The 14,658-nt window shown below is 45.7% G+C and carries 13 protein-coding genes; 6 read left to right on the top strand and 7 right to left on the bottom strand.

Annotation, left to right across the window (positions count from 1 at the left end; all coding sequences use genetic code 11):
• Positions 1–82: 82 nt before the first annotated feature.
• Positions 83–1,423 (bottom strand): MATE family efflux transporter, encoded by a 1,341-nt coding sequence (locus NB463_RS03075; RefSeq protein ID WP_258430907.1) that lies wholly within the window; start codon positions 1,421–1,423, stop codon positions 83–85.
• A 533-nt stretch (positions 1,424–1,956) separates the two neighbouring features.
• Between NB463_RS03075 and NB463_RS03070 the strand changes: the two genes are divergently transcribed.
• Positions 1,957–3,105 carry a GGDEF domain-containing protein gene (locus NB463_RS03070; protein WP_256955679.1) on the top strand — a complete coding sequence of 383 codons (1,149 nt, stop codon included), beginning with the start codon at positions 1,957–1,959 and terminating at the stop codon, positions 3,103–3,105.
• 3 nt (positions 3,106–3,108) lie between these two features.
• On the opposite strand, the gene NB463_RS03065 is transcribed toward NB463_RS03070, so the two are convergent.
• Both NB463_RS03065 and ppnP read right to left on the bottom strand, forming a co-directional pair.
• Entirely contained in the window at positions 3,109–3,390 is a 282-nt protein-coding gene (locus tag NB463_RS03065) for a hypothetical protein (protein WP_041853103.1), read from the bottom strand.
• Between the two features lie 131 nt (positions 3,391–3,521).
• Positions 3,522–3,806 carry a pyrimidine/purine nucleoside phosphorylase gene (gene ppnP, locus NB463_RS03060; RefSeq protein ID WP_005392006.1) on the bottom strand — a complete coding sequence of 95 codons (285 nt, stop codon included), beginning with the start codon at positions 3,804–3,806 and terminating at the stop codon, positions 3,522–3,524.
• 326 nt (positions 3,807–4,132) lie between these two features.
• Between ppnP and NB463_RS03055 the strand changes: the two genes are divergently transcribed.
• Both NB463_RS03055 and NB463_RS03050 read left to right on the top strand, forming a co-directional pair.
• Positions 4,133–4,636 (top strand): DUF2850 domain-containing protein, encoded by a 504-nt coding sequence (locus NB463_RS03055; protein ID WP_054866862.1) that lies wholly within the window; start codon positions 4,133–4,135, stop codon positions 4,634–4,636.
• Positions 4,637–5,005: 369 nt separating this feature from the next.
• Positions 5,006–7,552: a glycosyl hydrolase family 18 protein gene (locus NB463_RS03050; RefSeq protein ID WP_134646329.1), complete on the top strand. Its 2,547-nt coding sequence runs from the start codon at positions 5,006–5,008 to the stop codon at positions 7,550–7,552.
• A 174-nt stretch (positions 7,553–7,726) separates the two neighbouring features.
• Here the strand turns inward: NB463_RS03050 and NB463_RS03045 are convergent, their stop codons facing one another.
• Positions 7,727–8,584, bottom strand: coding sequence for an alpha/beta fold hydrolase (locus tag NB463_RS03045; protein ID WP_074190254.1), 858 nt, complete (start codon positions 8,582–8,584; stop codon positions 7,727–7,729).
• 129 nt (positions 8,585–8,713) lie between these two features.
• Entirely contained in the window at positions 8,714–9,304 is a 591-nt protein-coding gene (locus tag NB463_RS03040) for a TetR/AcrR family transcriptional regulator (RefSeq protein ID WP_258515963.1), read from the bottom strand.
• A gap of 251 nt (positions 9,305–9,555) precedes the next feature.
• Here NB463_RS03040 and NB463_RS03035 point away from each other — a divergent pair, with 251 nt between their 5' ends.
• Complete coding sequence (locus tag NB463_RS03035; protein ID WP_258430909.1) at positions 9,556–10,581, top strand: acyltransferase; 1,026 nt, start codon at positions 9,556–9,558, stop codon at positions 10,579–10,581.
• 420 nt (positions 10,582–11,001) lie between these two features.
• A complete protein-coding gene (gene nhaD / locus NB463_RS03030; RefSeq protein WP_005392020.1) occupies positions 11,002–12,432 on the top strand; it encodes a sodium:proton antiporter NhaD in 1,431 nt (476 codons plus the stop codon).
• Between the two features lie 37 nt (positions 12,433–12,469).
• Here nhaD and NB463_RS03025 read toward each other — a convergent pair whose 3' ends face one another.
• Entirely contained in the window at positions 12,470–12,865 is a 396-nt protein-coding gene (locus NB463_RS03025; protein WP_124008207.1) for a GFA family protein, read from the bottom strand.
• A gap of 201 nt (positions 12,866–13,066) precedes the next feature.
• Here NB463_RS03025 and NB463_RS03020 point away from each other — a divergent pair, with 201 nt between their 5' ends.
• Positions 13,067–13,675 (top strand): YitT family protein, encoded by a 609-nt coding sequence (locus NB463_RS03020; protein WP_006740933.1) that lies wholly within the window; start codon positions 13,067–13,069, stop codon positions 13,673–13,675.
• A gap of 79 nt (positions 13,676–13,754) precedes the next feature.
• Here the strand turns inward: NB463_RS03020 and NB463_RS03015 are convergent, their stop codons facing one another.
• Complete coding sequence (locus tag NB463_RS03015; protein WP_258430910.1) at positions 13,755–14,573, bottom strand: hypothetical protein; 819 nt, start codon at positions 14,571–14,573, stop codon at positions 13,755–13,757.
• Positions 14,574–14,658 lie beyond the last annotated feature (85 nt).

Below are 14,658 nucleotides of genomic sequence, written 5' to 3'. Positions count from 1 at the left end.
TAAATAACAAAAGGCACTGACTAACAGTGCCTTTTTTGGTTTCTAACAACAGAATAAGCGTGATGCGTGATAAAGCAAACCGTTAGCTCACCTTAAACTTGCTCCACACCTGAGAGCGCCAACGTCTTGCCATGATGATACCACGCACCCATTCATCGAGTGCGATTGCCATCCAAGCTCCTAAAACGCCATAACCCAAGTGGATGCCAAAGATGTAAGAGAAAAGCACGCCTAGTCCCCACATACTCAAAATCCCCATTTGCACTGGAAACTTGATGTCACCCGCGCCTTTGAGCCCCGCGATAAAAATCAGGTTAAACACACGTCCGGCTTCGAGCAAAATTGAGCCCATGACTAACGAGCCTGCCAATGTGAGTATTTCCGGTTGATCGGTAAATACGCGCAGAATCTCTTCTCTAAACAGGTAAATCAGTGTGGTTGCCGCCGTTGATGCCACAAATCCCACTAAGAAGTAGATTTGTACGCGTTTTAAAATGCTGCTCACCCAACCTTTACCGATGTAGTAACCAGTCTGAATTTGCGCAGCCTGACCAATTGCCAACGCGAAAGCAAACGAGAAACGGGCAATGTTTTGTGCATAAGTGAAAGCCGCCAACGATGCCGTCCCCATTTGCACTACAAAGTACACAATGCAGATTTGCGCCACGTTATAAGACAGCACTTCACCCGCGTTCATGCCACCAATTTTTAAGATCTTTTTGTAAATCTCTGCGGGCACTTGTTTCATGGTCGACATTGGTAGTTCAATGCTGCTGCGAGCGAGAATAAACCATAACATCAAGGTGCCAATGACTTGGCTAACAACCGTTGCAATCGCCACACCTTGCACACCATACACAGGCAAACCAAATGGCTGGTAAAGCGCAATGTAGTTACCAATGATGTTGAACACACCCGAGATCAAGTTCACCACCATTGGAGAGCGCGAATAGCCATGGCTACGCAGAATGGTCGTAAAGACTATGCCTATGGTGACGTTGAACGTCATCGCTCCGCTGATCAGCAAATATTCACGTGCGTATTGCTCGACTTGCGCCTCCAAACCGTAATACGGGAGCAGGAATATCGCGCCAAGCACGGCAATCACACTCAAGAACGCACCGACAATCACAGACAGCGCAATACTTGCAACGCCGACGTTCACAGACTCTTGCTCGCGCCCTGCGCCATTGTATTGGGCAACCAAAATCCCCGTTCCGCTGCTGACAAACGTCGAAACGATGATTAAGAAAAAGGTAATCTGCGTGATCACACCAACAGCGGATACGGCTTTGTCCGAGTAGCCACTCAGCATGAACACGTCACTGGTTCCTAAAGCCGTCCGTAGCAAAATTTCGACAAGAATCGGCCAAGCTAACGCCACAATGGACATTCGCTGGTTGATGTTCTGGCTTTTAGGCATGTTTGTAACCTTTCCTACAACTAAAAACTGCCTCACAAAATGTGTGAGGCAGTTTGGAAAAAGAGTAACTAGAACGAAGCTCGAGATGAGGTCGTGATTTAGCGCGGATTCTAGTCGCATATTGGTCACAACGACAACAATATTTCGCTCTGTTTCGGAAAAATATTTCTAATGCTTTTTCACAACGAAAAACTCATTGCCGGAATTTAGAGATCATCGATTGACGAACGATGACCTCAATAGGTAGAAGGCGCAGTTCATGCTAGTCCCAACAGAGTTGAGTCAGGATAGATCCTGCAAATACAGCGGTGGAAATGCATTACTTTGAATTATTAATCGAACCATCTGAAACCATAAAGATCCGCCATGGAAAACTTTATAAGCCTTTGTTGTGCTTTGAGCACTCTCACCAAACCACACTTCTAGGCCCATACTAAAAATGACTGACATCACATTTGGAAACTTTGTTGTTCTATTTATCGCTAAAATACCGCCTAGAATAAGCGTACACGTTAATTAAGCAAGGATACGTAATGTCGACATTGGCTGGAGCACGCTTAGAGGAAATGGCGGATATCCGCTCAACAAGAAAAAAGAAAATTGTCTTTTTATGCTCCAGTATCGCCGCGGCATGTTTAACTTATGGCTCCATTGCTCAATTGTTTGAGGATAATTGGGGATTAAGCTTTTTCCATGCTCTGTGTGCCTTAGCCTGTTTAGGTATCAGTTATGTAATAAAGGTCCAACGACATCATCAATATGCCGACCTATGGCTGAGTGCAGTCTTGATGTTCGAAGGGTTATTGCTACTTCTGTATAACGATGCCCCCTCAGGCAAACTGCTATGGCTATACCCCATTGTCGCCACTCTGGTGCTGATCAATGAGTTTAAAGTCGGTCTGCTGTTTAGTGGCACCTATATCTTACTGATCTTTTTTGGCGTCGTTTTTTTAGATCGGCTACCAACAGCCAGTGACATCATAGAACGACGATTTATGCTGACCCTGATAGCAACTGCATTTGTGTGTCACACATTCTCGTACTACTACACAAAAGTCCTCAACTACATTCAGACACTTTATCGTGAAGGGATTGAAGAGTTGGCGTATTTTGACCAACTCACAGGGCTTGCCAACCGCTGGAGCTTTGAAACTTGGGCGCGAGCAAAGCTCGATGAGATCAACCATTCACCTGATGACAGCATCACTGCTCTGGTCTTCCTAGATATTGATAACTTCAAACATATTAACGACACCTACGGACACGATATTGGTGACCAAGTGCTTCAAGCCTTTGCAACTCGATTAAAAAACAATGTTCGCCATAAAGACAGAAAAACCGACAAACACGACTACTCCATCGCTCGATTTGCGGGCGACGAGTTTGTGCTCATGCTGTACGACATAAACAGTAAAGATGACCTCGACAGCATTTTGAAGCGTATTGTGAATCTATTCCCAAAAGGCTACCGAAGCTACGATATGATTAACGAGTTAACAATGAGTGTGGGCGCTGCTATCTACAAACAAGATGCGAAGGATTTATCTGAATTGACTCGGTGCGCAGATAAAGCAATGTATGCGGCTAAACACACAGGGAAAAACCAATACGCGTATTACGAACACTGCAATACCGAAGAGAAGTCAGCCTCTGAAACGCCGGCTGTGTCAGAAGCTTGCTAACGGTTAAGCGAATACATGCATCACCCATAGCCCCAGCACCAGAAATACGATTAGCCACACAGCTTGCAGCACTCTGCTCGGCTTATCTTGCTGGCGACCGAATTGGCCTTTAAACGCACGGTCCTTCACTTTGCCCATTAAGCCTTTTCCTAGAGCACGTCGATAGAATTCACGTCTCTTATGGGCTGCATTGGCGACCTCGGTAAAACGATGTCTTTGCTCATTGGTGAGATCTTTGTCCTCATAACGAGGAGGGAGATCAGAATGCTTGCGTTGTACTGCCATCACTTCCTCCCTGGTCGATGGGTACATTTTTATTAAGTATATACCCAAATAACCAAAAGATGCGTTATAAGTGAAGCACATAGACGAAAAAACCACCCGAAGGTGGCTTTATCACAGGCAAAAAGTGCGCTTTAGAAATACTCACATAAATACGCGGTCGCGTCTTTCACTTGAAGCTCAAATGAGGAGTTCCCTTCCACTTCAAAAAACTCACCACTTTGGTAAGTCGTCCAATCACTTTCGCCGACACGCTTGACCACAAGCGCACCTTTTACAACCGTCATACGCTCAGGCGCTTGAGTGCCGAACGTGTATTCACCAGGAAGCATTACACCAACGCTAACGTCCTGATCATTCTGGTTAAAGCCTAGTGATTTTACACTACCTGCAAAATAGCTATTTTCCTTAATACTCATTATTGGTTTCCTTATCAAAAGTCCGCTCTTTTTTACCTTGTTTCTTCCTGTTACTCAAGCTCTGAAAGCCATTAAGTTCAACGTTATAAAGCACATCCTTTGCTACTGAGCGAGGCCACCTTTTTCTAGGCTTAACCAGACGACGTAATTAGTGAGATAAAGTCGGTGAATTAGTTAACGCTAGCAAACAATAAAACCATCAATAAGAGTGTATCCGAATGTAAAAGTGGACATTAGATCATAATTTCTTAGTCTTAATGGCGGGATTGTTTGTTTTTGAGAAGGAAGGTTTCCACCATATTAAAAAAGGGAAGAAAAGTAGACCAATGACGGACTCAGCTCGCCGAAGGCGGAAAACAAGACAGGAACCAAAACTTTCATTTTGGGCTCGCCACCAATCCAAAGTCCTCAAAAGCGCATTTGCCGTTTTCGGGGTGGGTCTTTTGACGTTTTTCAGCTATCAAATCCACCTATCCTATCAAGACCATATTGACCCGGAAAAAGTCTACGGCGAGTGGATTGAGATCGGCGCGCCACCCTACCAAACAGAACGTCTGACTTTCACAGAGGATGGGGTATATCGAAACCATCGACTCATCACGACAGAATTTGAATTCGATGGAAAGGTCATCACGTTGAACACTGGATTAGGAAAAACCGCGTACCAGATCTCGGGCTCTCACCTTTCACCTCAGATTCGCCGTATTGAGCCTCTTATTCCAGATCAACGATTCATCCGTAAGGGATTTGAGCATACCGTTCAAGGCTCAGAAACCGGAGCGGCTTCAAAACGTCGCGCTGCATTAAGTGAACATTTCAGCCGTGACTAGCACGTCTTCACGGCTATTTCTCCTTTCAACTCTCTTTCTACTTCAATGAAACAAAACCTTAATAAACAATGAAATAAGGTATTCATCGCATTTATCCCACCCGATACTGAGTAAACAATAATTTTAGTTTCTGCTGAGATTTTATAAATTATTGACTCAGTCTGACACTTTCTGTGTAACAGAGTGCGAGTTTTAGTTAAGTTCTCTCAAGTGCCTCGAAAACCGTCTTAATTTTTTTTGACGAAAAAAAACTCTCTGAAATGCTGAGTGTGATGCTTTTGCACATGGAGTAAATCCAATCATCTTATCTGGTGCAAGAGCAGCCTATGTTCTAGGTAGAACATGAATCCAAGGATTGAGAGAGAAGTTATGATTCGATTTAACCTATGTGCAGCTGGCGTTGCTTTAGCACTATCAGGTGCTGCAGTTGCGGCTCCAACCGCACCAAGTATCGATATGTACGGTTCCAACAACCTTCAGTTTTCTAAAATTGAACTCGCGATGGAAACCACGTCAGGCTACTACGACATGGTGAAATACCATGAGCAAGCGAAGATCACTGTTAAGTTTAACCAGTGGAGTGGCACGCCAGGTGATACTTACAACGTCTATTTTGATGGTGCAAAAGTAGCAACCGGCCCAATCACTGGTAGCCAAACAACAGCGACATTTGAATATGGTCAGGGCGGCCTATACCAAATGGAAATCGAGGCGTGTGATGCGACAGGTTGTGCGAAAAGCGCACCAGCTGAAATCACGATTGCAGATACCGATGGTTCTCACTTGAAGCCACTGACGATGAATGTTGATCCAAACAACAAAACGTACAATACCGATCCAAGCGTCGTGATGGGTACGTATTTTGTTGAGTGGGGCATCTATGGTCGTGACTACACGGTCGATAACATGCCAGTCGACAACTTGACTCACATCCTTTACGGTTTTATCCCAATTTGTGGCCCAAATGAGTCTGTGAAGTCTGTTGGCGGCAACAGCTTCAATGCACTACAAACCGCTTGTACAGGCGTGCCTGACTACGAAGTCGTGATCCACGACCCTTGGGCCGCTTATCAGAAGAGCTTCCCACAAGCTGGTCATGAATACAGCACACCTATCAAGGGTAACTACGCAATGCTAATGGCATTGAAACAACGTAACCCTGATCTAAAAATCATCCCATCTATCGGTGGCTGGACGCTGTCTGACCCATTCTTCGATTTCGTAGACAAGAAAAACCGAGACACATTCGTCGCATCGGTTAAGAAGTTCCTGAAAACTTGGAAATTCTACGACGGTGTTGATATCGACTGGGAATTCCCAGGTGGCGGCGGTGCAGCCGCGGATAAGGGCGACCCTGTAAACGATGGCCCTGCTTACATCGCACTGATGCGTGAATTGCGCGTAATGCTTGATGAATTAGAAGCTGAGACAGGCCGTACTTACGAGCTAACGTCAGCTATCGGTGTCGGTTACGATAAGATTGAAGACGTAGACTATGCAGATGCGGTTCAATACATGGACTACATCTTCGCGATGACTTACGACTTCTATGGCGGTTGGAACAACGTTCCTGGTCACCAAACTGCGCTTTACTGTGGTTCATTCATGCGCCCTGGTCAGTGTGACGGTAGTGGCGTTGATGAGAACGGCGAACCGTACAAAGGTCCTGCTTACACAGCAGATAACGGCATCCAGCTTCTTCTTGCTCAAGGCGTTCCTGCGAACAAGCTAGTACTTGGTACAGCAATGTACGGTCGTGGCTGGGAAGGCGTAACTCCAGATACGCTAACCGATCCAAATGACCCAATGACAGGTACTGCAACAGGTAAACTGAAGGGCAGCACAGCGCAAGGTGTTTGGGAAGATGGCGTAATTGACTACAAAGGCATTAAGTCATTTATGCTAGGTGCCAACAACACTGGCATTAACGGTTTCGAGTACGGCTATGATGCACAAGCAGAAGCACCATGGGTGTGGAACCGCACAACGGGTGAGTTGATCACATTTGATGACCATCGCTCAGTGCTAGCAAAAGGTAACTACGCGAAGTCTCTAGGTCTTGCGGGTCTATTCTCTTGGGAAATCGACGCGGATAATGGTGACATTCTCAACGCAATGCACGAAGGTATGGCTGGCGGTGTAGTTCCTCAACCAAACCGTAAACCAACCGCAGCTGCTGGCGCAGATCAATCTGTAACTGGCCCAGCAAGTGTGGTTCTAGATGGTAGCCTATCGAAAGACTCTGACGGTACTATCGCGAGTTACGCGTGGGAACAAGTATCTGGTACAGCAGTGGTACTAGCAGGCGCAGACACAGCGAAAGCAAGCTTTGATGCAGCAGAGGTTACTGTTGAGGAGCAATTAACTTTCAAGCTGACAGTGACTGACAACGAAGGTGCAACGGCATCTGACCTTGTTGTAGTAACGGTGAAGCCAGCAGGTGTGGTTGACCCAGCGAACAATGCGCCAGTAGCGCAAGTTGTTGCTCCAGCAACAGCAAACGCTGGTGACGTTGTGGTTGTAGATGCGTCAGCCTCTAGCGATGCAGACAACGATACTCTTACTTTCAACTGGACGCTGCCTCAAGGTTTGAACGCAACGGTTGAAGGTTCTAAAGTAACTTTCACTGCTGCTGAATACCCGCAAGACACTAGCCTAAGCTTTACCGTAAGTGTGAGCGATGGCAAAGCGTCTTCAACGGCAAGCGCAACTGTTGTTGTTGCACAGCATACAACCGATCCAAACCCTGGTACCTGTGACAACGCATGGGATGCAAGCGCAGTGTACACAGGCGGCAACCAAGTCACTCATGCAGGTAAAACTTGGGAAGCGAAATGGTGGACTCAGGGTGACGATCCTAGCCAATCTGGCGAATGGGGCGTTTGGAAAGAAGTTGGCGTAGCTAACTGTAACTAAGCCCAACCTTGCAGACTTTCTGTAAAGTTAACGATCAAAGGACAGCTTCGGCTGTCCTTTTTTGTTTTTATCTCATAACGAGAAAAGCGATACCATAGACGAAAAACCATCCGAGGTATTACTTTCAAATCTAATTAGCCCAAAACGGATCGAGCCAATTAGCAAGCATGAAGATTACCAAGCACGATCGAGTAAACGGTCAAAACTACTGAAGACTTGTGCACACTTCATCACTCGGCCATGGCCTTGACCTTGCGTTGTCACTAACTCAACATTTTCAATCTCTTCAGCGGCTTGTGCAGAAATACTGTACTTAGTGAACTTATCCTGCTCATCATGAACAATGATGGCTGGAGACGAGCGCTCAGCCAAACGCTTTAGCGGATCAATTGACTGTAATGGGTAACCAAATTGATCTTCAACTTCTGAAACCACAGCATTAAAAAGCTTCATCGAATAACCTGAACGCGCAATGCTACCGAATAGGTTCTCTACGTAATTCAATACCGGTGCAATAAGCAGTAAAGGCTTGTTTTCTAATTTGCTATGTCTGCACTCAAGAGCAGAAGCGGTGCCCATGCTGTGCCCAACTAGACCAACAATATCGTCTACCGTATCTAACACATCTTCTAACCCTTTGACAAAACCCGGAATGTGCCCATACTGCCCTTCACTCTCACCATGTGCTGGATGATCGTATGCCAAAGCGGTGAACCCTTTCGACGCAATATGTTCCATCAACGGATAAAACTGACTTGCGGTGCCAGACCAACCATGAGTTAGCACCCAAATAGGTCCAGAGCCCAAAGTGTAGGTTTTGATAATGCCTGCATGCCCTTTAATTTCACCCTTGGCAAGTCCTTGAGGTTCGGTGTTTTTAGGTGCTGTGCGAGCAGGTGTCAGGAGCAACTTACGCGCGGTATTCTTTGCATGTGACGGGGCAAGTGTGTGGTGTAACCGAGTACTAATGTTCACCAAACTGCGCTTAATACTGAAACGTTGCGATGTATTAAAGTAAATTTTTTCACTCATGATTATGTCCTTAACTATCAGCTACGCACAAAAATAGAACGGTCGTGCTTTTTATGCTGATAAGAAAGAGCGAACTCAGCCGCTCTTTATGATTTTATGTCTACAAATCTGGAAAGCGAATAACTGGTATCAGCCTTTCCAGCGAGAAAATAAGTTGTCGATCCCTTGCCAAAACAGGCGCAAGCTTTCTTCCTCACCTTTAATTGAGTAAAAAACATGCGCACTCAAATAAAGACCGTATAAATCAAACGTTGCTTGGAGTGTATCTAAGTCTGCTGCAAATTCTTGCTTCTCTTTGCCTTTCGTTATTTGGATCTCCAAGTAGCTCAGCCAAGTGTCTATGGATTTACGCAGTCCGGCCTGAAGTGGGCAATCTTTATCTGCCGTGTCATTCCAAGCGTCTAGAAACATACAACTTCCTTGAAATGCGTGGTTCCAAGTCATCCAAGAGTCGAGCAACCCTCGAATTTTACGTTCGATATTGCCATCCCCTGCTTCACGAGCAGGCTCAATAACCCGAGCAGCGAACACTTTATTGGCGTGCTCCAATACCGATAGTTGTAAATTCAACTTCGAATTGAAGTGAGCAAACAGACCACTTTTCGACATACCGCATTGCTTGGCTAACTCACCAATCGTAAGACTTTCTAATCCGTCTTCGCTGGCGATCTCAAAAGCCCGTTGCAGAATAAACTCTTTTGTCACTTTTCCTTTTTGCATAATCTTATTTTTAGCACGATCGTTCTTTTTTGCAATCTAGAGTTAACTGGTCTAACCATACATTAGTGTCATTTTCGACTCGCTAATCACGTATTGAGTTGGTTAATGGGTTAATAATTAAGAAGTTTGAAGTAAGTCTTAAATTTAAACACAGCTTCAGTGTAAGCGCGAGTCTGTTGACTTTTTCACGCATTAATTCAGCCACAACCTGCTACTTTCACCTAAGTTTTTTTATTTAGGTAAGTAATGTAATGGCAAAGAAACAAAAAATAGCCAGCTTAGAGTTTGCGCGTATTATTGCGATGTTTGCAATTATAGGATTGCACTGCCAGATGGCCCTGACATACTGGCAATGGGATGGAATACCGTGGGTTGGCTATATGCTCAACCAATTGGCTCGTTTTGCTGTGCCACTGTTTTTTCTCATTTCTGGTTATCTTATCCAGCCCAAGTTAAGCCGCGCACCTATCGAAACACTAAAAAACTACGCCAAACCACTGATGAAGGTTTGGCTCATTTGGAGCGTGATCAGTTTATTGATGCCATTCCAGTGGCAAACTGTCGCTGAGGCGGGGTATCTCGCCGAAAGGCAGGGCTACTGGGGCTACTTAATGTCGACCCCGTTCAATTCACTCGTCGAAGGCGGGCTCGTTCACCTGTGGTTTATTCCAGCTCTGGTCATTGCCGTTGCCTTAATTGCCTTCCTCGTGCATATCAATATGGCTCAATTGGTACTGCCAACCGCCGTATTGCTATACATATACGGCGTGTTTGCTGGCAGTTATTTGACCATTACCGATCTGCCAGCGCCTTTCTTTACTCGTAATGGGCCGTTTTTCAGTACGTTGCTGGTAACACTGGGTTATCTAGCACGAGAAGAGCAGTGGCGATGGTCGCGAAACAATACGATTCGATGCATTCTTCTTGGTACGGCGCTGCATTTTGGTGAGGCTTATTGGCTAATGCAACACGAGGTCGCTTTTAATTCTCACGACTTCCTGTTTGGTACTGTTATCTGGGCCCTGGGTGTCTTCATGTGGCTGTTAGTCCACCCACATTTTGGCGATATGCCTTGGGTATTCAAACTATCTCCTAGCGTGTTAGGCATTTATGTTAGCCATCTGCTTGTGATAATTATAATGATGAATGTCGCTGGATTTATCGGGTTGCAACACCTCGCGAAAGACGCATTTATTTATCCTGCAACGATTGTCGCAACCATAATACTTGTGAAAGCAATTGAGGCTTCGCCGTTGAGAAAATGGCTGCTGCGCTAAATCCATTCAGCGCTCGATATAGCTAGCTCTAGCTCAAAAGGGTTAGAGCTAGCCAGTTAAAAATGAGATTTCTCTCTCACTGACCAATTTTTGACTTTCTAATCCTTCAGAATTTGCCGTCACTCACAAAAAACATTGTTCATTTCCTTTAAATTGGCTCGACTATTACAACATTGCTCATTAAACGGAGGCTGTATGTGGGCAGGTCAAGGACTCGTTCCTTTTTTAGAGATTAGCCATTGGTTAACTTATGGTTTGTATGCCGCTGTGGTTTTATTTGGCGCAGCAAGCATTGCGTCACTCAGAAAATAGTGGCGCACACTATCATTTCCTAACTCCTACTGTTAATTCGAGCTCTCTCACAACTAACTCATTAATTTGTGGCTAATATTTCTCCAACCAGACAAAGGAGAAATGTCTATGCCAATCTATCCAATTGTGGCTTTCTGCTGTTTGTTGTTCTCTAGCGCCACCTTTGCTGCCCCCACCAATGAACTGAACCTTGTTAATTCTGGTGTCGGTTACGCGGCTCTCATTATCTTTTCGATTGCTTACATACTGGTTATGTTGGAAGAGTATCTGAAAATGAGAAAGTCCAAGCCTGTGCTGCTCGCTGCAGGGTTAATTTGGATTCTAATTGGCTACACCTTTGCTCAACACAACCAGCCAGAAATCGCCAAATCCGCACTAGAACACAACTTGTTGGAATACGCGGAACTGCTGCTGTTTTTATTAGTAGCGATGACTTACATCAATGCTATGGAAGAGCGCAAACTCTTCGATGCCTTACAGGCGTGGATGGTCGGCAAAGGCTTTGGCTTCAAAAAGCTGTTTTGGCTGACAGGGTTTCTCGCCTTTATTATTTCACCGATTGCCGATAACTTAACCACAGCCCTCTTGATGTGCGCTGTGGTGATGAAAGTCTCCGGTGATAATCCTAGATTCGTGAATCTTGCCTGTATCAACATTGTTATCGCTGCCAACGCTGGCGGTGCATTCAGCCCATTTGGTGACATTACGACCCTGATGGTGTGGCAAGCTGGGCATGTCAGCTTTGCTGAATTCATCCCGTTATTCGTCCCGTCACTGGTGAACTATTTGGTTCCTGCGTTTTTGATGTCACTCTTTGTTCCAAACACCAAACCGAATACGATTCACCAACACGTAGAACTGAAACGCGGCGCGAGACGTATTGTCGCACTATTCATTCTGACGATTGCCACCGCAGTCTCTTTCCACGCTTTGCTGCACTTCCCACCCGTTATGGGCATGATGATGGGCTTGGCCTACTTACAATTTTTCGGCTACTTCTTACGCCAAACACTCAAACATTCTTTGGCAAAAAAAGCGGCTATGGCAATTGCCAATGGCGACGATCACGCATTAAAACGCTTAGGTTCAGTCGTTCCGTTTGACGTGTTCCACCGTGTATCTCGAGCAGAATGGGATACCTTGCTGTTCTTCTACGGCGTAGTGATGTGTGTCGGCGGTTTGAGCTTACTTGGCTATCTCGAACTGGTTTCAAACGTCATGTACAACCAATGGAACCCTGTCTGGGCCAACGTGATGGTTGGTGTTCTATCTGCCATCGTCGATAACATTCCGGTTATGTTTGCTGTACTGACTATGGAACCAAGCATGTCGATGGGGAACTGGTTACTTGTCACATTGACTGCGGGTGTGGGGGGCAGCTTGCTTTCAATTGGCTCTGCGGCAGGTGTCGCATTAATGGGAGCCGCGCGTGGTCAATATACCTTCTTTGGCCACCTAAAATGGGCTCCCGTCATCGCCTTGGGTTATGCGGCCAGTATTGCAGTGCATTTGTGGATGAATAGCGGTTTATTTACCTAAAAGCACCGCGCGTCAGGCGCTTAACTTGCGATATAACCTAACGGTCAGATGGATGGTTAACGCCATCCATCACTTCGATAGTTCCCAATTCATATGGGTTGACGCCCTCTAAACAGCCGACATTATAGCCGTACTCACTCGGGTCAGAGCGACGCTGATGGTGCGTATAAATACCACATTCGCCACAGAAAAAGTGCTTCGCTGTGCGAGTGTTAAACTGATACAGCTTCAAAACGTCTTCGCCTTGCACGATACGAATACCATTCAGAGGCACAGATGCCACAATCGCGCCGCGACGTCGACACATGGAGCAATCACATCGTCTCGGCTTCTCAATACCATTAGGTAATGCAAGTTCCAGCTCAACTTTTCCGCAGTGACAACTCAGTCGATGTAATGCGTTGATTTGGGTAGTGCCGACTGTCTTAATCATAACTTTTCCTTGTTGTTTTTCTACCTGTGTACATTATGTTAAACAGGCTAGCATCAGCACAATCTTGTCCAAAAACTCGACATTCATCACTTTTCGCGACATTTTATTGGCCGATTTGTTAGTTGCTATTTTGGCAACTGTTTATCGCGTTGGATGGACGTGTTGTCTCCGGCGCGGTTTTTAAACCAAGGAAAAAATTTTATGGATAAAGATCATAGCCTAAGAGAGAACCTCTTGGCTCTGACGCTCGGCAGTGCGTTAGTGTCGCTTGGGGTAATATTTTTCAGCAAAGTAGGATTGCTCACTGGCGGTACGGCTGGTTTGGCGATCTTCCTTACCAAAGTGAGTGACTTCAGCTTTGGTCAGATATTTTTCGCTCTCAACCTCCCTTTTTATATTTTGTCTGTAATGCGCATGGGATGGCGCTTCACCATTAATACTTTCATTGCGGTCTCAATTGTTTCTTTTGCGGTCGATCATCTGCATCATGTGATTGAAATTTCGCGAATCGAACCTTTCTATGCAGCACTTCTAGGTGGTGGGTTAATTGGAATAGGTATGTTGGTGATTTTCCGTCACAAGATGAGTTTAGGCGGTTTTAACATTCTAGCGTTGTACCTTCAGGAACGTTTTGGGATTCGAGCTGGTAAAGTTCAGATGGCGCTCGATTGTGCCATCGTAGTGATGTCGCTGTTTATTGTGGATGTGCACCTTATCGCTCTATCCGTCCTAGGTGCCGTGGCGACAAACTTGATTTTGGCGATGAACCATAAACCAGGACGATATCAGGCAAAAGCGCAAATAGCATAATCAACATCGTGTAATGAGTGAACTTACAAAATATGAGCCCCGAGCCATTCGCTCGGGGCTTTTTTATTCAACGTTGAGATCATGTCAACGAACTCGCTGTGCAGTATTGCTGCATCCCCACATCCACTTGAGCTTTATATTTCTGGCTAAGATGGAAGTGCACTTGCATCAGCAAATCATGCGTATGGAACAGCTCAAACGCGTCACCACCATTTTGCTGACAAATGGCTTCGCAGCGCTCGGCATGCTGCTTGGCTTGTCCGGCTTCACCCGCTTTGAGTAAACTCATCGCTAAGCGATACTCAGCACGTTCTTCTTGCATCCAACCACCCGCCACTTTCCAGTAATCCAACGCGAGCTTGGCCGCTTCTAGCATCCTCGATTTTTCCACATCCGTGCGCTCAGCCAGCGCTTCATACTGACACGCCAAGTTATTTGCTGTGATTGCGATAGAGCGCGCTAGCGACCCTTCAGCATCTTGTGGTGTCATACCTAGCGCGGCTTTCGCCAGCCATTGGCTCGCCAGTTCAAGCTGAGCAAGCGCAGAAAGTTCATTCGAAATCAAAGCGTAAACTCGTCGTTGGTCTTGCTCTTCCAATAATTCCATATTGTCAGTGCCATCTACGAAGTAGCGCGCAACGGCAATATTGCGTTGCAATGCCGAACTCTCGGCAACCTTGCGTTCATCAAAGCGCTCTAAACAAGCAAGAAACGGTTCTGGACGCTGGAGGTGCCCAATCGCGGTATGCAGCATCAATGCAAATATTCGCTCGATGTGGTTAACGTTTTCAACCTCACTCAGAGCCGTTTCCAATTGAGCATAAGTTTGTTCGGGCTGTGCTTCGTGATGCTGCCAACACTCACTCATGAATGCATCAAAATCCGTTTTGAAAGGCATGTCCTTATTATCCTTTTTCTATTCGTATAACGAATATGAAACTCTACACTATCATTTCCCCTGTGCAGCACGCTTAATCACAATA

Origin of the sequence: Vibrio sp. RM-41-2B (assembly GCF_024744415.1) — a bacterium.
Lineage (GTDB): Bacteria > Pseudomonadota > Gammaproteobacteria > Enterobacterales > Vibrionaceae > Vibrio > Vibrio diabolicus.
Note: the sequence above shows the minus strand (reverse complement) of the source record. Positions and strands in the feature narration are given on the sequence as shown.

What these genes read in the sequence shown, in the direction of transcription:
- NB463_RS03020 (WP_006740933.1), top strand. Translation starts at nt 13,067, where the DNA reads ATGGATAAAGATCATAGCCTAAGAGAGAACCTCTTGGCTCTGACGCTC.
- NB463_RS03025 (WP_124008207.1), bottom strand. Translation starts at nt 12,865, where the DNA reads ATGATTAAGACAGTCGGCACTACCCAAATCAACGCATTACATCGACTG.
- NB463_RS03045 (WP_074190254.1), bottom strand. Translation starts at nt 8,584, where the DNA reads ATGAGTGAAAAAATTTACTTTAATACATCGCAACGTTTCAGTATTAAG.
- NB463_RS03050 (WP_134646329.1), top strand. Translation starts at nt 5,006, where the DNA reads ATGATTCGATTTAACCTATGTGCAGCTGGCGTTGCTTTAGCACTATCA.
- ppnP (WP_005392006.1), bottom strand. Translation starts at nt 3,806, where the DNA reads ATGAGTATTAAGGAAAATAGCTATTTTGCAGGTAGTGTAAAATCACTA.
- NB463_RS03070 (WP_256955679.1), top strand. Translation starts at nt 1,957, where the DNA reads ATGTCGACATTGGCTGGAGCACGCTTAGAGGAAATGGCGGATATCCGC.
- NB463_RS03065 (WP_041853103.1), bottom strand. Translation starts at nt 3,390, where the DNA reads ATGGCAGTACAACGCAAGCATTCTGATCTCCCTCCTCGTTATGAGGAC.
- NB463_RS03015 (WP_258430910.1), bottom strand. Translation starts at nt 14,573, where the DNA reads ATGCCTTTCAAAACGGATTTTGATGCATTCATGAGTGAGTGTTGGCAG.
- NB463_RS03075 (WP_258430907.1), bottom strand. Translation starts at nt 1,423, where the DNA reads ATGCCTAAAAGCCAGAACATCAACCAGCGAATGTCCATTGTGGCGTTA.
- NB463_RS03035 (WP_258430909.1), top strand. Translation starts at nt 9,556, where the DNA reads ATGGCAAAGAAACAAAAAATAGCCAGCTTAGAGTTTGCGCGTATTATT.
- NB463_RS03055 (WP_054866862.1), top strand. Translation starts at nt 4,133, where the DNA reads ATGACGGACTCAGCTCGCCGAAGGCGGAAAACAAGACAGGAACCAAAA.
- NB463_RS03040 (WP_258515963.1), bottom strand. Translation starts at nt 9,304, where the DNA reads ATGCAAAAAGGAAAAGTGACAAAAGAGTTTATTCTGCAACGGGCTTTT.
- nhaD (WP_005392020.1), top strand. Translation starts at nt 11,002, where the DNA reads ATGCCAATCTATCCAATTGTGGCTTTCTGCTGTTTGTTGTTCTCTAGC.